Below are 17,814 nucleotides of genomic sequence, written 5' to 3'. Positions count from 1 at the left end.
AAATAAAATTGGAGAGAAACAATGAAAGGTGATATCGGTGTAATTGGCCTAGCAGTAATGGGTCAAAACCTTATCCTAAACATGAACGATCACGGCTTTAAAGTGGTTGCTCACAACCGTACTGCTGCTAAAGTAGACGAGTTCCTGGAAGGTCCAGCAAAAGGCACGAACATCATCGGTGCATACTCTCTAGAAGAACTAGTAGAGAAGCTAGAAACGCCGCGTAAAGTAATGTTGATGGTTCGCGCTGGTGACGTTGTAGACAAGTTCATCGAAGCGCTAGTACCTCTGCTAGACAAAGGCGACATCATTATTGACGGTGGTAACACTAACTACCCAGATACAAACCGTCGTGTTGCTGCACTACGTGAAAAAGGTATCCACTTCATCGGTACTGGTGTATCTGGTGGTGAAGAAGGTGCGCGCTTCGGTCCATCTATCATGCCTGGCGGTGCTGCTGAAGCATGGGAAGCGGTTAAGCCTATCTTCCAAGGTATCGCTGCGAAAACTGACGCTGGTGAGCCATGTTGTGACTGGGTTGGTAACGACGGTGCTGGTCACTTCGTTAAGATGGTACACAACGGTATCGAATACGGTGACATGCAGCTTATCACAGAAGCTTACCAGTTCATGAAAGACGGTATTGGTATGTCTGCAGACGAGATGCAAGCAGTATTCGCTGATTGGAACAAGACTGAGCTAGACAGCTACCTTGTTGAAATCACGGCTGACATTCTTGGCTACAAAGATGAAGACGGTGAGCCTCTCGTTGAAAAGATCCTAGACACAGCAGGCCAAAAAGGTACTGGTAAATGGACTGGTATCAACGCACTAGACCTAGGTATTCCACTAACGCTTATCTCTGAGTCTGTATTCTCTCGTTGTCTATCTGCACTGAAAGACCAACGTGTTGAAGCCGAGTCTCTATTCGGCAAGACAATCACACCAGTTGAAGGCGACAAGCAAGAGTGGGTTGATGCACTACGTCAAGCGCTACTAGCTTCTAAGATCATCTCTTACGCTCAAGGCTTCATGCTAATGCGCGAAGCATCGAACGAGAACGGTTGGGACCTAAACTACGGTAACGTAGCACTAATGTGGCGTGGTGGTTGTATCATCCGCTCTGCGTTCCTAGGCAACATCCGTGATGCGTACGAAGCGAACCCAGACATCGCATTCCTTGGTTCTGATGAGTACTTCAAAAACATCCTACAAGGCAGCCTAGCAGCATGGCGTAAAGTAGCAGCGAAGTCTCTAGAGTCTGGTATCCCAATGCCATGTACGATTTCTGCGCTATCTTTCCTAGACGGTTACACAACAGCTCGTCTACCAGCGAACCTGCTTCAAGCTCAACGTGACTACTTCGGTGCTCACACTTATGAGCGTATTGACCGTCCACGTGGTGAATTCTTCCACACTAACTGGACTGGTACAGGCGGCGATACAGCGTCTACAACTTACGACGTTTAATCCGCGGTCAGTAAGCTGATCAAAGCAAAAGGGTGCCCAAGTGGCATCCTTTTTTGTGTTTGCTTTTACGGAACTTCAAGAGCGCCTAGGCGCTCTTTTCAGTGGTCGTTTTCTTGCTTCGATAAAACCTGTCCTTTAGGTAGAGAATTGCACTGACCACAAGAGCCACTAAAGAAACAGTGAATAGGGCGTACATGCTGAGAATCCATGCGAATGTGGCCGTCAAGAATGCGATGAAGGAAAACATCCTGCTGAAAGACATCACATGGCCAAGTTTGTTACTTTTCATAAACGCCTCCCAAAGCTAAGTGGGGATAGACAATTGTGGTCATATGCCACACTTTTAATTGTCTGCTCTTTTGGGACGTTTCACACAAAAAAGTGGCTAAAGATTTCTCAAAAAAGGTGAAATATTGAACTGGTAGACAAATCGTTAAACTGAGTTGCACAGATATGACTTCGGTTGTCTATCACTTCAAAGTTTTTAACTACGCAGATTAAGGGCATGTAGCGCTATTATTATCGTATTCGAACTCTACGATACACAATTGCAAGTGAATCTACACTCGTAAGCTCATCCCTGTCGTCAGTTACAGTAAAAGCTTTTTTCTCTGTTTAACAATACCTTAGTAACTACGGGCAATTAAATCTGTTTTTCGATCGAAACTCAGATTGCACAAAAGGTGAAAAAGAGTGCTAGGTAAGCCTCTAAACTACGCCTATAATTAGCGCCCACATGGAGGATGTTTATTATATGAACATCCTTTATTTTTTGAAACTAGCAACAAGGATCCAGTAAAACATGTTTTTCTGGTTTTGTTTACGTCGACCAAGAAGGTAATTAACACAGCAAATTGAGGTTCTAAGATGACTCTTAACAAGTACTTTGTTTTCATTCCAGCAGAATTGGAACAGGAAATGCACAAGGACAATCAAGTGATCTCTGAGAAGGAAACTCAACGTCAGGCATTAGTAAAACAGGCACAACAACAAGGCGGCCTGTAAGCTAGGTTTCAAAGAGAAAGAGCACCGCAACGGTGCTCTTTTTGTATCTGAGGTCGTAGAATTAACTTAATATGCCAAGGCTTTTCAACTTTCTGTAAATGGTATTTCGGCTCACACCAAGCATACGAGACGTTTTGCTAATGTTCCCCTGGTTGGCTTGATATGTTTTGAGCAACTTATCTTCGACGGTTGCACGCAGTTCTGAAGTTGGTTCAGCGGATGCTGCTCCTTCTTGAGCTTGGCTGAGTTTCTTACTTAGGTGGGCTGGGACGTGTGTGAGTTCCAATATTTCTTCACCTTGCGCCATTAAGGCGGATACTTTGATTAAACTATCGAGTTCACGCAAATTTCCTGGCCATGAGTAAGACAGCATCAGAGAAAGTAGGTGAGGGCAAAGCTGTTGTTCAGATTCGGCGTGACGCCGATGAATGTTCTCAATCAGTTGTCGTTTGTCATCACGTTCCTCAAAGCGAGGTAGCTCAATGATCAAGCCATTAAGGCGATAATACAAATCTTGGCGGAACAATCCTTCGCTGACCAAATGTTCCAGATCTTTATGCGTGGCTGCAATGATTTGCGTATCGACTTGAATACTTTGGTTTGAACCCACGGGAAGCACGGTTTTATCTTGCAATACATGGAGCAAGCGGCTTTGAGCTTCCAAGGGTAAATCTGCGATTTCATCTAGAAACAAAATCCCTTTGTGTGCTTGGCGAATTTTTCCCTGATAGCCTTTGCTGTTTGCGCCAGTAAAGGCACCGGCTACGTAGCCAAATAATTCAGATTCAACCAGATCTTTTGGTAGCGCTCCGCAGTTGACGGAAACTAACGGTCCCGCTTTTCTCTGGCTGTTTTTATGGAGTGCTTTCACAAACTCGTTTTTGCCAACACCAGTCTCTCCGAGAATCAACAAACTGATGTCTTTATCGATGACGCGATTGGCTTGCTGCCAACAGTGCTCAACAGCGGAGTCGCCATAATGAAGATCATTGGACGCCGCTACAGCACGAGACTTGACCTTGCTATCTTTATCGGTAAGCGGTTTTGTTTTGAAAACGAAAGGGTGCTCATTTCCCCGAGTGGATAGAATGTCGTCTAAGGATTGCCCAATGATACTTTTTTGCGCAAAAAGTTGAGAGGCTACTTGATTGTGAGCCAAAACTTGTCCGTCTTCATTTGCAATGATAATTCCTTGCCAACCACTATTCAGTAAACCTTTTTCGCACGCTAAATCCACACGAATATGCCCTTGTGGAATCAAGTTAAGTAGTTGATTCTCCACTTGCTGGACCATGTTTTGTACTAGTACTTGCGTTGAGAAGTCATGTCTCTTTTGCTCGCTCGTAATATCTAATACGCCAATGAGGTTACCAAGATGATCGAAAATAGGATTAGCCGAACAGCTAATAAAACGATGGTGTTGGATAAAGTGCTGATCACCAATAACAGAAACGGGCTTTGCTTCAACCAAGGCTGTACCAATCGCGTTGGTGCCTTTGACCTTTTCTTGCCAGCATGCACCAGAGCTTAGCGAGATTTCCGTTAACTTTTCACGAAATCTAGGCTGTCCCCAACTGCCGATGATGACACCATCTGAATCCGTCAAAATTAAGCGACTGTCGCTATGAGCAAATAGCTGATTAAACAGAGGGAGCGCAAATTGAGTGACTGCCTCTAGCAAAAAATTGAGTTGGTGACGCCTATCTTGGAGCGTTGCTGGCGTTACTCGAATATCTTCAGGGCGTCGACGCTGTTTTAAACCCGCTTGTTCACTTCTGACCCATGAAGTTGAAAGCCAATTGTTATCGCTAATGTGTTGAAGTTCCATGACTGTACCATTTTGTCACAGTGAGGGTGTGCCATTTTGGAACACTTGAACATTGGTGTTCACACCATACATCCGCTCAAACATCGCTCACTTGGTTTGTTATCGCTTGGTAATCATAGTTTTACATTTAATTAACAACAAGTGTGGCGTAGTTGGCGTGTGACTTGCGTAATGCTCTTTGTGAACAGTGCGATACGACACTGCAATAACACATTGAACGAGAAACAAAAGGAAGAGTTATGATCTATGCACAGCCAGGTAGTGAAAATGCCATTGTTAACTTTAAATCGCATTACGATAACTTTATCGGTGGGGAATGGGTAAAACCAACGGGTGGTGAGTACTTTGACAATATCTCACCAATCAACGGACAAGCGTATTGTAAAGTTGCTCGCTCTGGCGAGGAAGATATTAATTTAGCACTGGATGCCGCGCACAACATCAGAGCAAAATGGGCCAAAACCAGCGTGACAGAACGTTCGAACATCTTGCTGAAAATTGCTGACCGTATTGAGCAGCATCTAGAAGAGCTTGCAGTTGCAGAAACTTGGGAAAACGGCAAACCAGTTCGCGAAACCTTGGCGGCAGATTTACCTTTAGTAGTGGATCACTTCCGTTACTTCGCTGGCTGTATTCGCGCGCAAGAAGGCAGTGCGGCAGAACTGGATGAGCACACCGCAAGCTACCACTTCCCAGAACCGATTGGTGTGGTTGGTCAAATAATTCCGTGGAACTTCCCAATGTTGATGGCGGCTTGGAAACTAGCACCGGCACTAGCGGCGGGTTGCTGTGTGGTATTGAAGCCAGCAGAGCAAACCCCAACATCCATTCTGGTTCTGATGGAAAAAATCGGTGACCTTCTTCCTCCTGGTGTCATCAACGTTGTAAACGGATATGGTTCTGAAGCGGGTCAAGCATTAGCAACCAGCAACCGCATTGCGAAACTCGCGTTTACCGGGTCTACGCAAGTTGGCAACCACATTCTGAAATGTGCAGCAGACAACTTGATCCCATCGACAGTTGAGTTAGGTGGTAAATCTCCAAACATCTACTTCTCAGATATCTTCGATTACGAAGATGAGTATCTTGATAAGTGTATCGAAGGTACGTTACTTGGTTTCTTCAACCAAGGTGAAGTTTGTACCTGTCCATCTCGCGTACTGGTTCATGAAGCGATTTATGACAAGTTTGTAGAGAAACTGACGGAACGCGCACATCTGATTAAACAAGGTAATCCGCTCGATACCGATACTCAAGTCGGTGCTCAGGCTTCTCAAGAACAGTTTGATAAGATTTTAAGTTACCTGGAAATCGGCCGTGAAGAAGGCGCAAAAGTGGTCTTTGGTGGTGGAGTGTCAGAACAGCCAGAGTCTATCAACCAGGGGTACTACATTCAGCCAACCATGTTGGAAGGCCACAACAAGATGCGAATCTTCCAAGAAGAAATCTTTGGCCCAGTGATTGCTATCACCAAATTCAAAGATGAGGCTGAAGCGTTGGAAATCGCAAACGACACCGAATATGGCTTAGGCGCAGGTGTTTGGACACGTGATGCGAACGTTGCATATCGTATGGGCCGTAATATTGAAGCTGGCCGGATCTGGATTAACTGTTACCACGCTTACCCTGCACACGCAGCGTTCGGTGGTTACAAAAAATCGGGTATCGGGCGCGAAACGCACAAGATGATGCTGGATCACTACCAGAATACTAAGAACTTGCTGATTAGCTACAGCATCGACCCGTTAGGCTTCTTCTAGTGAAACTAAGTAATTAATAAAGAAAAAGCAGTATGAATCAAAACCCCCGAATCTTCGGGGTTTTTTATTAGCGTGAGCTTGTCGGCTGAAGGTTAACTTAGATGTTTAACCTGCTTATATTGTGATATCAGGAACGTTGAATTATCGCCACTTTTCGTTCCATAAGCTTTTCTACGGCGGCGTTTTGCTTGTCAATGTTGAGTTGCGGATCAAAGTCCAAAACGCGATTGCAAGATTCGAGACTGGCAAATTGATTTAAACATTCACCAAGCTCTCTTTTAGAGCTTGTTCGCATCAGACTGCTTTCTGATGAGGAGAGTAGGGTGACTTTACGGCCATGAAACGTTCCTTGCGGCACTGCATCATTTTGCTGCGCTTGTTGAACGTCATGAACCGATGAATTGGTGTATGTGGATTGGATGTCATTGGACATAAAGACACCTAAACTCTCAAGTCTAAAGTTTGTGGCATCGGTGGTGCCTCATCAATGGTTACATGCGAAGACAATAACGCTTCCCACGACTCGCTGTGCGTCAGCAATTCTGCTAAAGCTGTTTCAAAATATTCGTAATCCAGTCGCCTAATGTTAATGAGTCGGTTTAAACATAGGACATGTCGGTGGTTATCCAAACTAAAAAATAACTGGTGCTCAGGCCAGTGATAATTAAAGGCCAAGAAAGAACGATAAAGATCGGAATTTACAATTTGAAGGCCAACAATCTCAGCTTCGAGCTGCAGAGTTGTCGATTCAGGATGAAAGATGATATGCACCCTTAGATTATCATCAAAGGCTAAGCTTACTTCATTTTCCGTTAGATGCAGTGCAGGCAAGCCTATTTGATGAGCAAACTTTAGCAAAATCTCATCGATAGTTTGGCGTGCTGACATAGGAATAGTCCCTTTTGAAATTTTATCAAGGAAAATATTAGATGTATCTCTTCATGTTTATCAATATTAGTCGGTTGTTATTATATTTTGGCTTTTAAATGTGTTGAGAGAAATAGAAAGGCAAAATTAAATGTGTTCAGATGCATATCTCGATGGCAGTGAGATATATGAATATCATTTTTCTCTAATAAACTTCAATTAAGGAAGGAATGAAAGTGAGCAGAAACTGCTTTTGAAATTACAGTCCATGTTAACTACGTGTTGTCGAAAAATGCGATTTATTGTCCGCTTGTAGTATAAATATAAGTTGATCTTTTATATTTTTACATAAAGAATTGTGTGAATTTCAAATGAGCTAGATTATATAAAATAAGTTTATGGGGTCATAATGAACAATTCTATATGGGCTGGTTTTATTGGGTTATTCATACTGAGTGGGTGCAGTCAGACTGTGTCCGTTAATGGGGTGGATGGCTTTGATACACAGAGTCAGGCATCAGTCTATGGTTGGGTTTCTGTCGACGGCTACTTTCCACCTTCGATTACTTCTCTTGAAGTGGAAATATGTAAAGTTATTGACAATCAATGTCTTAAATCGGCATCTCAGAGCTACCAAGGCGTTCAGTTGCCTGTGCAGTATTCGTTTTTAATTGCACCAATTCAAGCTGGTGAAGGAAAAATGAAGATTATTGGAAAGCTTTATTCAAACGGTGAGCTCGTTGCTGAAAAAGAAAAGAACTATTTATTTTTAGAGGGAAATAAACAAGAAAACTTGATTCTTGTTCCAAAAATAAACAGATAAAATTTTAAGTACTACATTTTTATTAGAATTTTCTAATTTATAAAAATAAAGACCATATCTTTCCTGTTGTGAAAGATTTGTTGTCTTTTATAAACATTAATTACATGACTTTGAAGTCATCGGGTCAGTTGTTTTTTAGACTCATACTTGTTGCAAAAACAGTATTTTTTATGATTATATCTCGCTCCTTGAACACGTTGGCTTGGCGTTTTAGGCTATAAAACATACATTTTCATGATTTTGGAAATTTAATTTTGTTCTAGAAACGATGCCGAAATCTATTTAATTGTATTCTAATGTATAACAAAACAACCAAACTTAAATAACGAAATGATATTTAAGTTTTGGCTAATGATAAACGCTATCTGATAAAAATAATAAAGACGGACAGCAGAAATTTACTAAGTCAAACTTTTACCTTTAGGTAAAGGTAATGCTTGGGTTATTCGCTAATTATTCGGGGGGTATGGTAAGTGATAGAACTTCTATGCTCTTTTCTTTGCTTCTTTAATTCATACAGCAGTACTTAGAAATAACAACAATCAAAGTAGTGCTTTGAAAGTTTCTCAACATTTGCACTGAGAAACTCAAAATAATGAAGGGTAGAAAATGGATGTGTCAGGCCAACTAAACTCAGAAAGGGTCGACTCGAGTTCACGAAAAATTCGTAGTTTTTCCTGCTATGAAAAATCTGACGAAGTATTTCACTCAGACCAGTCTCACATTGTTGTCGTCCACAATGGTCAGCTTCGAGTTCAAACAGGTGATTGCACAATCGATGTTGCTGCAGAAAATGGGGTATTTCTATCTCAAGGGGATTACTTGTTAGAGTACTCTCCGCTAGATGGGGCATACAAAGCGTCGATTATTGCTTACGACAATGAACTCGTTAGTCAGTTGCTGCAAAAACACAGTGATCTCTTGATGATGCTGCCTAAGGTAGACAAAGTTTGTTCTGGTTTGTTTACTTTTGGTTTGAACATACTCGTTGAACAAGTGCTTTCTAGCATGCAGACGCTTGAGCAACAAGCGTACCCTGATGCCATTATGTGCCTAAAATACGAAGAACTACTCATTCTCTTGCTACACAGCAAAGGAGGAGAATCACTGTATGCGTTGCTGTCACAACAAACAAACCGTACGTCGGAACGGTTACGTCGATTTATGGAACAGCATTACTTAAAAGAATGGAAGTTGACAGACTACGCGCAGGAGTTTGGTGCCAGCTTAACCACTTTTAAAGAGCTTTTTAATGAGCACTATGGCATTTCTCCAAGAGCTTGGATCAGTGAGCGTCGACTACTGCATGCTCATAAACTGCTGTTGACGAGCAAGATGAGCATCGTAGATGTGGCGATGGAGGCAGGGTTTTCCAGTCAGTCTTACTTTACGCAGAGTTACCGTCGTCGTTTTGGAACGACCCCAAGCCGCGTACGTTCGGGAGACGACCAAGTGGCTATCGCGAAATGAAATGACTTGGGACTAAAATTTTCTGACTAATTTTGAAAGTCACTCACCAGTGTAAATTCTATTATGTATCGTGTAACAACGAACGATTAAAAATTATTACATCTCTTTCTTTCTGGATTGTTCGAAAGGGGTGCGGAGACGAACATAAATGAAAAAGCAGCATTGGCGACGCCGTTCGCTTTTTCCAGACAGCATAGTGACACAGCGGAAAGTGACTGTTTTACAAAGAGGAGCTCGTTATGAAAGCGCCTCGAAACCTACGCAGGATCTCAATATTGTGCACGTCAATCACCGACAATTGTTGAGTGAAGGCGTCATAAATTATGAGCAGTTATCTTTACTTCAACGCTTGTTGGATAGAAATGTCGTCGATAGCCTATGCGCTAGCCAGTTAGTTAAAACGTATCAAAAACTTGGTGCTTCGATAGACCGGTTTGCCATGCGTTTATTTTTGGAAATTGGATCGCAGCTCAGTGATAGCAGCACAATCACAACGTTCGAACAAAGGCTGGACTACATCAACTCTCGTCTGGGCTTTCGCTTTAATTTGGCTGTCCCAAAAACGTTGATGCTTTGTTTCCATTTATCACTCAACGAGTGGATTAACCGACAAGTCGATCAAAGTGCTCTTCATGCTTCGATTAAAGTTGAACAACTTATCAATCAACTCGATATTCAGAAGGAATATTGGTCGAAGCTATCAGGGGAAGACACCAGTGCCGTCTTTGTTCAACAGCAACTCGATCTTATTAAGAGCCAGCAGCATCAACTTAAAAAGCAACTTGGGACGTTAAGCGAACAACAGTTGCAAGTGATTGAATGTCATCGTTTGTTAATTGAGAAGTGGCAACCGTCTTTAGACGAGCTGAAAGGGTTCGCGGAGTACACCTCTACAACCGAACAATTTATTTCTGAGTGGAAAAATTGGTGTTCGGAAGTGCGACTTGAAGCCCCTGAGCTGAACGAAGTTTGGGATGCATGCGATGTGGTTTACAACGACCAAAATGCGGTTGCGAAAGTATGGCAATGGTTCAAGAACATGCAAACTGTTGGTGATATCGATCACTACTATTTTGATACTCAAAGTGGTCAGTGCGGCCAGGCTTGCAATCACCTCAGCCAGATCTAAATAGGGCGTTAAATGTTAGATAAGATGATGAAATCTTTAGCGGAAGCGCTAAAGGTAGGGGATTTTATTGCCTCAGAAAATGGTTCTTACAACATCGAGGTTGACCAGTTATCACTGACCATCAAGCAACGTGCGTCATGGATTTTATGGGAAGCGACGTTACCCTTCCAGTTTAAAGAGCATCTAGATTATCAACAAGAACAAGCGTTACAACGTTGCATGCAGCTCTCATTAAAAACCATTCGTGAGGATGGCGGCGTACTGACAACCAATGATGATCAGCAATTGATTTTGCAAAGTAAAGTACGGGTTGAGGACTGTTCGGTGGAACGGTTCTCTGCTTTGCTTTCTAAGCACGTCAATCTATGTGAGCGTTACATTGCATTATTGGAACAAGAACGCGTGAACCACACAATCAACCATACAGTGTGGTTACCATGATTCTAAAAATCTTTCCCAACATTAGGCGTGCTGCAACAAAGGCATTGTTATGCGCAGTGAGTGTTGTTCCTTTGGGATACGCGCAAGCAACAGACTTACACTGGCCCGAACAACCGTTCCGCTACTATGCAGATAATGACTCATTAAAAGAGTTGTTGAATAACTTCGGTGCAAATTATCGTGTCTCGGTTTCTGTTAGTGACAAAGTCAACGATCGAGTGAATGGGCGTTTTACCCCTGAAGATCCGGCGGAATTCCTCGATTACTTATCGCAAGTGTACAACTTGATGTGGTATTTCGATGGAGCCGTCTTACATGTCTATAAGGCGACAGAAACTCGCTCACGTTTACTTCAATTGGAATTACTTACGGCTAGAGAGCTACGCAGTACGTTAATTTCCACCGGCGTTTGGGATTCTCGTTATGGTTGGAGAGCTGCTGAGAGCAAAGGGTTAGTCTATCTTGCTGGTCCTCCACGTTATGTCGACTTAGTGGTACAAACGGCGGAGGCATTGGAAACGCGCTTGCTGCAGAAATCGAATTCAACCGACGAATTATTCGTTGAGATAATTCCTTTGAAGTACGCTTCTGCAACGGATAGAGAAATTGCATATCGAGATCAGACAATTACGGTCCCGGGCATCGCATCGGTGTTAAAACGGGTCGTGTCTGGTGTTCAAACGCAAGTGGCGAGTGCGTCTAGCAAAGAAGTTACCAGTCCAGATAAGCCTGTAAAAAGTAATAAAACCGCCTCAGTTCATGGTGGCGCAACAGTTGAAGCAGAGCCGGGCCTTAATGCGATTATCGTTCGTGATACTCAAGCACGATTACCGCTCTATCGTAAACTGGTCGCGCAATTAGACCAGCCGCAATCAAGAATTGAAGTCGCGCTATCGATTGTCGATATCAGTGCCAACGATTTAAGTCAGTTAGGAGTGGATTGGCGAGCGGGAGTGTCTGTCGGAAACAACCGCATTGTCGATATCAAAACAACAGGGGATGTGAATTCGGGGGATGTGACGCTCGGCAGTGGACAGAACTTTAAGTCCTTGCTTGATTCAACCAACCTAAATTACTTGCTGGCTCAAATTCGTTTATTGGAATCCAAAGGCAGTGCTCAAGTGGTTTCAAGACCAACATTGTTAACTCAGGAAAATGTCGAAGCGGTACTGAACAACAGCAGCACTTTTTACGTCAAGCTGGTTGGTAAAGAAACCGCAGCGCTGGAAGAGGTCACGTATGGCACGTTACTGAGAATTGTCCCACGTATCGTTGGTGATAGATTTGCTGCACGACCTGAAATTAACCTGAGCCTTCATCTCGAAGACGGTGCAAAGATCGCTGATGGTGGCGTCGATGATCTTCCTTCCGTTCGTAAAACTGAAATCAGCACCTTAGCGACGGTTAAACAAGGGCAAAGCTTACTTATCGGTGGTGTGTACCGAGATGAAGTGAGCCATCAGTTACGTAAAGTGCCATTGCTAGGAGACATCCCATATTTAGGCGCGCTGTTTAGAAGTAATACCAACACTAAGCGCCGCACAGTACGAATGTTTATTTTAGAACCTCGAATTGTTGTGGATGGTATTGGCGATAGTGTGTTGATTGGCAACGAATATGACTTGCGACCAAGTATCGGCAAGCTTAACAACATCTCCAACAATAGCGCTGAATTTAAATCGGTAGTGGAAGTATATAGCTGCACATCGAGGGTTCAAGCCGAGCGCTATCAACAAGACTTATTGTCACAGCAAAAGTCGTCTCAATTAACGCAGTGCCAATTACCAACAGGGCAAAAGGGTTGGCGGGTGAAAGTATTGGAATGTGATGACTCACAAAGTGAGTGTGTGCGCCCTTCAGAGGAGTCTTAACCGCGATGCAGCAATGGAAAATTCGTATTTTATCAGGCGTGCATACCGGAGTAGAAGTCACCTTACCTGAAGGTACTCTCGTGCTTGGCAGTGACGACTTTATTGCTGATCTTGTACTGTCTGATGCTGGGGTCGAAGCGAACCATTTCACCCTCGTTTGCCAGCAAGACTCGGTCATTTTACGAGGCTGCGAAGAGGCAAATATTAACAGTGAAGACATCGCTGTTGCAGATGATGGTATCGAGTTGTCACGCCATGCTGTTGTCTCGGTCGGCGTTGTGAAGTTCGCTCTGGGATACGCGGAAGATGCGTTAATTGTGAGTAACGTCAGCGACGAATCTAGCCAACAGAATACACCTGTGGTTGCTGTGCAACGCTCTAGCTGGAAAAAAACAACGCTCATCGCTTTGCTCTGTAGTTTTGTCCCGAGTGTCATTTTTGCCGGTATGTGGTACAGCCAAGCTAACGGAAACAACAATGAAATTGTTACAGAAGCAGAACCCATTGTTTTGGTACGTAACATCTTAGGCGAGCTCAAACTTAGCGACGTTCGTGTGGAATGGAATGCCGCCGCACGCCAAGCAGTCTTAGAGGGCTATGTTGAAGACCGAACACAGAAACTCGATCTGCTTGGTCGAATTGATGTATTGGGCATCAATTACAAAAGTGACTTAAGAACGATGGAAGAAATCCGTCGCGGGGTTCGATTTATTTTGCGCAACCTCGGCTATCACCAAGTGAAAGTCGAAAATGGTGATGAGACCGGCACACTGCTGCTGACGGGCTATATCGATGATGCAAGCCGCTGGAACCAAGTTGAACAAATCTTGGAGCGAGACGTGCCTGGTCTTGTTGCGTGGAAGGTTGAACTGCAGCGAGCGGGTGCCTACATGGATACGCTAAAAGCGTTATTGACGGATGCGGAGCTACTGAAAAAAGTCCAGTTGGTCACCAGCGGTGATCGCATCGAAGTTCGTGGTGAGCTTGATGATATCGAAACGACTCGATTTTACGGTGTGACCCGAGACTTCCGGGAACAATATGGTGAGAAACCGTACTTAGTTTTGAAATCCATACCTAAGGTGAGTAAAGGCACCAACATCGATTTCCCGTTTCGTAGCGTTAACTTTGGCCAGGTTCCATATGTGATTCTGACCGATAACGTTCGCTATATGGTCGGTGCAAGAACGCCTCAGGGCTACCGAATATCCAGTGTTACACCTGCTGGTATTGAGTTGGTTAAAGGCGGGCGGGTGATAACAATAGAACTTGGATATGAAGGTGAGACGAACAATGACAAATCTTGAACAAATTTTAAATAACGACACAAACGGTGCGGAAGTGCACAAGATTAAGAGCAAGCTCTTAGAAGCACAAGCGGTGGTGAAACGTCAGTTGGATTTAGGGTGCTCACCACAGCAGTACCAATTGCTACTCAAACAGTATGAAGCTTACACAGCCGCCCATGCGGTCGTTGAATCATACGAAGCTAACTAAAAAATACGAGGAAGTCTTATGTCATTTTACGATGCTAGTAACAGTGTAAACCTTGATGATGTTAAAGCTAAGTTAGAACAACAAGCGAAAGATGCCAACACAGAAGTGACGGCAGCCATCAAGAACCTAGAAACCAATGCCGATGATCCATCAAAGCTTGCCGAGCTTCAGCACGCGATCAACAAATGGTCTGTTGTTTACAATATCAATGCGACCACCACTCGTGCGATTAAAGATGTGATGCAGTCGATTCTCCAGAAGGTGTAAAGCATGGAACGAGAAACGCGCCAACTGCTGGCTGAAATCGCGCTGATGGCAACAGGTATGCATCGTCATCAAGAAGCCAACACGATTGCAGATGGCCTTGAAGCAAGCTCAGGTTCTGAAGAGACCGTTGCGATGATTCGTGCAATGAGCCTCATGAATAAAGGCTTGTATGAAGAGGCTCATCAATTACTCGAACCACTTTGTAATGCCTATCCAGATCTGATCAGCTTAGCGGCTCTTGCTTCTGCCAAAGCCGGTTTACTGAGCAAAGCGGAAAGCTGGGTAAAACTTGCGTCACAAGGAAGCGAAGAAAGCCAAGCATTTGCTGCGAGCTTTTCTCAGGACATTAGGAATCTTGGATGATCATTGATTCAAGTAACCTAAGTCTTCAACACCAATCTTTGCGTCAGTTGGAGTCGCGCCATTATGAGCGGAGCGATGAAGACAAGATGAAAGCACTCATGGAGCGAAGTGACAAGCAAGAGCAAGTTTCACATGTTTCTCCAAAAGAGACGCTAGAGAAAACAGAAGCCAAACTGGCGGAGATTAAAGCGTGGTACGAATCATTAAAAGACGCAGAGGTTGTCAGTAAACAAAGTGTCTTATCATCGTTAAATGAAGCGTTTTCCGACCCTCAAGTTAAACGAGAGGCAATGTGGTACGCCTTTCATGAGGCGAAGAGTGCAAAAGGCAACGAGCAGCCACAATCTGATTTGTTAAAGGTGTTGAAGCAGGAGTTACTAGGGAATTTTTCGGGACAGCTTATTGCCGAACCACCTGCTGATAAAACAGCACTAAAAGCAATGCTAGCGCAGCATTTTCCACTGGGTGCCCAGAAAGAACAAGCCTTATGGCATTGCTGGGCAGAGTTGAAGTCGTTACCTGATATGGCATCAACACTGGACATGGTTCGTGATGAACTTAGCTTCATGATCCAAAAAAATGCGATGGTGAAAAACATCATGACTCACAGTCACAAGTTAGATTTATCTTAGGAGTACATATGATAAACACGCAGTACACCGAGGTGATGCAAACCAACATTGATAAGTTACAGGATGCGCAAGTCGAAGACGGTTTAAGCGAACGTTTTGAGCAAGCCATGTCGGTTCCCGAGGCAAGTAATGGCCTGGAGGGAGGTTTGCTAGAAAACATCAGCGAGTTGAAAAACACTATCGATAACGCGAAAAGTAACCTGCAAGACAACATGAAGATGGTGGGTGATGATCCGGCGCAATTACTGCAAATGCAGTGGGCGCTGACACGCATTACTTTTCAAGAAGAGCTGATCGCGAAAACCGTGGGTAAAACCACACAAAACGTAGAAACCTTATTGAAGGCACAATAGTGATGATGAATAAAATGAGAGCAGTTTTCATCATGCTCACGTTGTTTCTGGTAGGTTGTCAGACCGAGTTATACACCAACGTTACTCAGAAAGAGGGTAATGAGATGTTGTCGATCTTACTATCCGAAGGTGTCGTTGCAACAAAAGAGCCTGACAAAGACAACACCGTCAAGTTAATGGTAGACAGTTCTCAAATCGCCTTCGCGGTAGACGCGCTAAAGCGAAAAGGTTATCCAAGAGAGCAGTTTTCCACACTGAAAGAGGTGTTTCCCAAAGACGATTTGATCTCGTCACCATTAGCAGAGCGAGCACGTTTGGTGTACGCGAAATCTCAAGAGCTCTCCTCAACCTTATCTCAGATTGATGGCGTGCTAGTGGCACGTGTTCATGTTGTTTTGGAAGATCAAGATCTGCGTCCAGGAGAGCGTCCAACTCCAGCTTCTGCCTCCGTATTTATTAAACACGCGGCAGATATTGCGCTTGATTCATATGTTCCGCAGATCAAATTATTAGTGAACAATAGTATTGAGGGGTTGAACTACGATCGAATCAGCGTAGTGATGGTACCCTCATCAGAGGTTCGAGTTGCTACTCAAAACAATCAATTTAAAAGCATTTTGTCGGTTCAGGTCACCAAAGAGACGGCGAATAATCTTATCGCTATTTTGGTGTTCTTGGTAGCGGCACTCATCGGCTCGAATATCGCTACTTTTACATGGTGTCGTAGGAACACGAAGCGTGGTTAAACCAGAAACACCACTCGCGCAGGTACAACACCAGTTTAACTATGCGCCTTGCCAGTACATCCATAGAAGTTGGATAGAGCAAAAGCAGCCTTGGTTACTAAATATCGAAGGCTGGAGAGATAACCCCATGTTCAACCAATGGTGTATCAATGAGTGGGCGTTATCTCCCGTTCCTGAGATGGCTTTTAACAGACCTTGTCATAGTTTGGCATTGCTCCCGACAGACGCGTTGAATCAACTCGTATTGATGGTGGGTGGAGCTTTGCATTGCGTTGCGATGCGAAGCGTTGTCTTAAAACATCCTAAACAGGTTCTGAACAACGTATTTGGTTTGGAAGGCGCTCGGTTCTTAATTCAAAACGGGCCGATGCTGTTATCCAGCTGGCCGCAAGGCTGGCAGCGTTCGTTACCAGAACTATTGGATGAAAGGTCTGTTGAAGCAAGCATGAGGGCGCTGGGATATTTTTGGATGAGGTTTATTTTGATTAACTCACTAGAAGATGTTGTTCTTCGTTGGCAATTCAAATTAGAAAAGCAACTTAGCGAAAACGCGGAAACAGCTAACTGGTTGGAAGCGGATCAACGAGATCTGGCGTATCGACTCACAAAAAAAATCGCAAAACAGGTTATTCCTCAATGGTTTCATTTGTTGAAATAAAAACAGACAATTTGCAGCTGGCACCTGGCTTAAAGGTGCTGAAAGCGAAAGATTATGCCAGTTATCTGGATTCGCAACACTTAGTTGAAGCCGCGAACTCCAAAGCTGAAAGCATCATTGCTAATGCCCAGCAAGCCTACGAAACCGAAAAACAACGTGGTTATCAAGATGGCCTTGCACAAGCCAAGATTGAAAATGCGCAAACGATGGTTGAAACTTTAGCACGTTGTAATGACTACTATCAGCAAGTCGAAGAAAAAATGACAGATGTGGTGTTAGAAGCAGTACGTAAGATCATCGATACCTTCGATGATGTCGATACCACGGTGAGTGTAGTTCGAGAAGCGTTGCAACTGGTGAGTAACCAAAAGCAGGTCATTTTACATGTCCACCCAGAGCAGGTTGTTGAGGTGAGAGAAAAGGTGGCTGGTGTATTAAGTGATTTCCCTGAAGTCGGTTACGTTGACGTGGTAGCAGATGCGCGCTTGAAAAATGGAGGCTGCATTTTGGAAACAGAAGTTGGGATCATCGACGCCAGTATTGATGGACAGCTGCATGCATTAAAGCAAGCCATGGTGAAGCAGCTCAGCGAGCGTAAAATTACGATTCATGAATAAACCTCAAAAACTCAGCA

At 43.8% G+C, this 17,814-nt stretch carries 21 protein-coding genes; 17 read left to right on the top strand and 4 right to left on the bottom strand.

The window, feature by feature from the left end; genetic code table 11:
• Nucleotides 1-21 precede the first annotated feature (21 nt).
• Nucleotides 22-1,470 (top strand): decarboxylating NADP(+)-dependent phosphogluconate dehydrogenase, encoded by a 1,449-nt coding sequence (gnd, locus tag R7E00_RS09840; RefSeq protein ID WP_262606325.1) that lies wholly within the window; start codon nt 22-24, stop codon nt 1,468-1,470.
• 85 nt (nt 1,471-1,555) lie between these two features.
• Here the strand turns inward: gnd and R7E00_RS09835 are convergent, their stop codons facing one another.
• Nucleotides 1,556-1,759 carry a hypothetical protein gene (locus tag R7E00_RS09835; RefSeq protein ID WP_104975364.1) on the bottom strand — a complete coding sequence of 68 codons (204 nt, stop codon included), beginning with the start codon at nt 1,757-1,759 and terminating at the stop codon, nt 1,556-1,558.
• Between the two features lie 578 nt (nt 1,760-2,337).
• Between R7E00_RS09835 and R7E00_RS09830 the strand changes: the two genes are divergently transcribed.
• The gene (locus tag R7E00_RS09830; protein ID WP_005377165.1) at nt 2,338-2,475 is read left to right on the top strand and encodes a hypothetical protein; all 138 of its coding nucleotides are present in this window, start codon (nt 2,338-2,340) and stop codon (nt 2,473-2,475) included.
• 61 nt (nt 2,476-2,536) lie between these two features.
• On the opposite strand, the gene R7E00_RS09825 is transcribed toward R7E00_RS09830, so the two are convergent.
• Nucleotides 2,537-4,303 (bottom strand): sigma-54-dependent Fis family transcriptional regulator, encoded by a 1,767-nt coding sequence (locus R7E00_RS09825; protein ID WP_104975363.1) that lies wholly within the window; start codon nt 4,301-4,303, stop codon nt 2,537-2,539.
• Between the two features lie 239 nt (nt 4,304-4,542).
• On the opposite strand from R7E00_RS09825, the gene R7E00_RS09820 reads away from it, so the two are divergent.
• Nucleotides 4,543-6,063, top strand: a complete 1,521-nt coding sequence (locus R7E00_RS09820) for an aldehyde dehydrogenase family protein (protein ID WP_104975362.1) — start codon at nt 4,543-4,545, stop codon at nt 6,061-6,063.
• Nucleotides 6,064-6,190: 127 nt separating this feature from the next.
• On the opposite strand, the gene exsE2 is transcribed toward R7E00_RS09820, so the two are convergent.
• On the bottom strand, nt 6,191-6,496 hold the full coding sequence (gene exsE2, locus R7E00_RS09815; protein WP_104975361.1) for a T3SS regulon translocated regulator ExsE2: 306 nt from the start codon (nt 6,494-6,496) through the stop codon (nt 6,191-6,193).
• Between the two features lie 8 nt (nt 6,497-6,504).
• Nucleotides 6,505-6,951 (bottom strand): type III secretion system regulatory chaperone ExsC, encoded by a 447-nt coding sequence (exsC, locus tag R7E00_RS09810; protein ID WP_005377174.1) that lies wholly within the window; start codon nt 6,949-6,951, stop codon nt 6,505-6,507.
• 388 nt (nt 6,952-7,339) lie between these two features.
• Here exsC and R7E00_RS09805 point away from each other — a divergent pair, with 388 nt between their 5' ends.
• The 14 genes from R7E00_RS09805 to R7E00_RS09740 all read left to right on the top strand — a co-directional run bounded on the left by R7E00_RS09805 (nt 7,340) and on the right by R7E00_RS09740 (nt 17,797).
• Nucleotides 7,340-7,753, top strand: a complete 414-nt coding sequence (locus R7E00_RS09805) for a YscW family type III secretion system pilotin (RefSeq protein ID WP_054579559.1) — start codon at nt 7,340-7,342, stop codon at nt 7,751-7,753.
• A gap of 609 nt (nt 7,754-8,362) precedes the next feature.
• Entirely contained in the window at nt 8,363-9,223 is an 861-nt protein-coding gene (locus tag R7E00_RS09800; RefSeq protein WP_005377191.1) for an AraC family transcriptional regulator, read from the top strand.
• 148 nt (nt 9,224-9,371) lie between these two features.
• On the top strand, nt 9,372-10,352 hold the full coding sequence (locus tag R7E00_RS09795) for a T3SS regulon anti-activator ExsD domain-containing protein (protein ID WP_262606326.1): 981 nt from the start codon (nt 9,372-9,374) through the stop codon (nt 10,350-10,352).
• A gap of 12 nt (nt 10,353-10,364) precedes the next feature.
• Nucleotides 10,365-10,793, top strand: coding sequence for a YscB family type III secretion system chaperone (locus R7E00_RS09790; RefSeq protein WP_085569994.1), 429 nt, complete (start codon nt 10,365-10,367; stop codon nt 10,791-10,793).
• Nucleotides 10,790-12,664, top strand: a complete 1,875-nt coding sequence (gene sctC / locus R7E00_RS09785; protein WP_392404192.1) for a type III secretion system outer membrane ring subunit SctC — start codon at nt 10,790-10,792, stop codon at nt 12,662-12,664. Before R7E00_RS09790 ends, sctC begins: the two co-directional genes overlap by 4 nt.
• Before the next feature lie 5 nt (nt 12,665-12,669).
• Entirely contained in the window at nt 12,670-13,971 is a 1,302-nt protein-coding gene (gene sctD / locus R7E00_RS09780) for a type III secretion system inner membrane ring subunit SctD (RefSeq protein ID WP_053307004.1), read from the top strand.
• Complete coding sequence (locus tag R7E00_RS09775; RefSeq protein ID WP_005377198.1) at nt 13,958-14,161, top strand: EscE/YscE/SsaE family type III secretion system needle protein co-chaperone; 204 nt, start codon at nt 13,958-13,960, stop codon at nt 14,159-14,161. Before sctD ends, R7E00_RS09775 begins: the two co-directional genes overlap by 14 nt.
• 18 nt (nt 14,162-14,179) lie before the next feature.
• Nucleotides 14,180-14,428 (top strand): type III secretion system needle filament subunit SctF, encoded by a 249-nt coding sequence (gene sctF / locus R7E00_RS09770; protein ID WP_005377199.1) that lies wholly within the window; start codon nt 14,180-14,182, stop codon nt 14,426-14,428.
• A 3-nt stretch (nt 14,429-14,431) separates the two neighbouring features.
• On the top strand, nt 14,432-14,791 hold the full coding sequence (locus R7E00_RS09765) for a YscG family type III secretion system chaperone (RefSeq protein WP_170893413.1): 360 nt from the start codon (nt 14,432-14,434) through the stop codon (nt 14,789-14,791).
• Nucleotides 14,788-15,423, top strand: coding sequence for a YopR family T3SS polymerization control protein (locus R7E00_RS09760; protein ID WP_053307006.1), 636 nt, complete (start codon nt 14,788-14,790; stop codon nt 15,421-15,423). The genes R7E00_RS09765 and R7E00_RS09760 overlap by 4 nt, the downstream gene beginning before the upstream one ends.
• An 8-nt stretch (nt 15,424-15,431) precedes the next feature.
• The gene (gene sctI / locus R7E00_RS09755; RefSeq protein WP_005387149.1) at nt 15,432-15,776 is read left to right on the top strand and encodes a type III secretion system inner rod subunit SctI; all 345 of its coding nucleotides are present in this window, start codon (nt 15,432-15,434) and stop codon (nt 15,774-15,776) included.
• A complete protein-coding gene (sctJ, locus tag R7E00_RS09750; protein WP_086012989.1) occupies nt 15,776-16,522 on the top strand; it encodes a type III secretion system inner membrane ring lipoprotein SctJ in 747 nt (248 codons plus the stop codon). The genes sctI and sctJ overlap by 1 nt, the downstream gene beginning before the upstream one ends.
• Nucleotides 16,515-17,180 (top strand): SctK family type III secretion system sorting platform protein VscK, encoded by a 666-nt coding sequence (gene vscK, locus R7E00_RS09745; RefSeq protein WP_053307007.1) that lies wholly within the window; start codon nt 16,515-16,517, stop codon nt 17,178-17,180. The genes sctJ and vscK overlap by 8 nt, the downstream gene beginning before the upstream one ends.
• Nucleotides 17,159-17,797 carry an HrpE/YscL family type III secretion apparatus protein gene (locus tag R7E00_RS09740; protein ID WP_053307008.1) on the top strand — a complete coding sequence of 213 codons (639 nt, stop codon included), beginning with the start codon at nt 17,159-17,161 and terminating at the stop codon, nt 17,795-17,797. Before vscK ends, R7E00_RS09740 begins: the two co-directional genes overlap by 22 nt.
• Nucleotides 17,798-17,814 lie beyond the last annotated feature (17 nt).

The organism is Vibrio sp. Vb1755 (assembly GCF_033338635.1).
Lineage (GTDB): Bacteria > Pseudomonadota > Gammaproteobacteria > Enterobacterales > Vibrionaceae > Vibrio > Vibrio alginolyticus.
The sequence above is the reverse complement of the archived record's forward strand: the minus strand, read 5'-3'. Positions and strand labels throughout refer to the sequence as shown.

Bases quoted from the DNA above. Each gene is read 5' to 3' on its own strand.
- gnd (WP_262606325.1), top strand. From the start codon at position 22: ATGAAAGGTGATATCGGTGTAATTGGCCTAGCAGTAATGGGTCAAAAC.
- R7E00_RS09835 (WP_104975364.1), bottom strand. From the start codon at position 1,759: ATGAAAAGTAACAAACTTGGCCATGTGATGTCTTTCAGCAGGATGTTT.
- R7E00_RS09830 (WP_005377165.1), top strand. From the start codon at position 2,338: ATGACTCTTAACAAGTACTTTGTTTTCATTCCAGCAGAATTGGAACAG.
- R7E00_RS09825 (WP_104975363.1), bottom strand. From the start codon at position 4,303: ATGGAACTTCAACACATTAGCGATAACAATTGGCTTTCAACTTCATGG.
- R7E00_RS09820 (WP_104975362.1), top strand. From the start codon at position 4,543: ATGATCTATGCACAGCCAGGTAGTGAAAATGCCATTGTTAACTTTAAA.
- exsE2 (WP_104975361.1), bottom strand. From the start codon at position 6,496: ATGTCCAATGACATCCAATCCACATACACCAATTCATCGGTTCATGAC.
- exsC (WP_005377174.1), bottom strand. From the start codon at position 6,951: ATGTCAGCACGCCAAACTATCGATGAGATTTTGCTAAAGTTTGCTCAT.
- R7E00_RS09805 (WP_054579559.1), top strand. From the start codon at position 7,340: ATGAACAATTCTATATGGGCTGGTTTTATTGGGTTATTCATACTGAGT.
- R7E00_RS09800 (WP_005377191.1), top strand. From the start codon at position 8,363: ATGGATGTGTCAGGCCAACTAAACTCAGAAAGGGTCGACTCGAGTTCA.
- R7E00_RS09795 (WP_262606326.1), top strand. From the start codon at position 9,372: ATGAAAAAGCAGCATTGGCGACGCCGTTCGCTTTTTCCAGACAGCATA.
- R7E00_RS09790 (WP_085569994.1), top strand. From the start codon at position 10,365: ATGTTAGATAAGATGATGAAATCTTTAGCGGAAGCGCTAAAGGTAGGG.
- sctC (WP_392404192.1), top strand. From the start codon at position 10,790: ATGATTCTAAAAATCTTTCCCAACATTAGGCGTGCTGCAACAAAGGCA.
- sctD (WP_053307004.1), top strand. From the start codon at position 12,670: ATGCAGCAATGGAAAATTCGTATTTTATCAGGCGTGCATACCGGAGTA.
- R7E00_RS09775 (WP_005377198.1), top strand. From the start codon at position 13,958: ATGACAAATCTTGAACAAATTTTAAATAACGACACAAACGGTGCGGAA.
- sctF (WP_005377199.1), top strand. From the start codon at position 14,180: ATGTCATTTTACGATGCTAGTAACAGTGTAAACCTTGATGATGTTAAA.
- R7E00_RS09765 (WP_170893413.1), top strand. From the start codon at position 14,432: ATGGAACGAGAAACGCGCCAACTGCTGGCTGAAATCGCGCTGATGGCA.
- R7E00_RS09760 (WP_053307006.1), top strand. From the start codon at position 14,788: ATGATCATTGATTCAAGTAACCTAAGTCTTCAACACCAATCTTTGCGT.
- sctI (WP_005387149.1), top strand. From the start codon at position 15,432: ATGATAAACACGCAGTACACCGAGGTGATGCAAACCAACATTGATAAG.
- R7E00_RS09740 (WP_053307008.1), top strand. From the start codon at position 17,159: ATGGTTTCATTTGTTGAAATAAAAACAGACAATTTGCAGCTGGCACCT.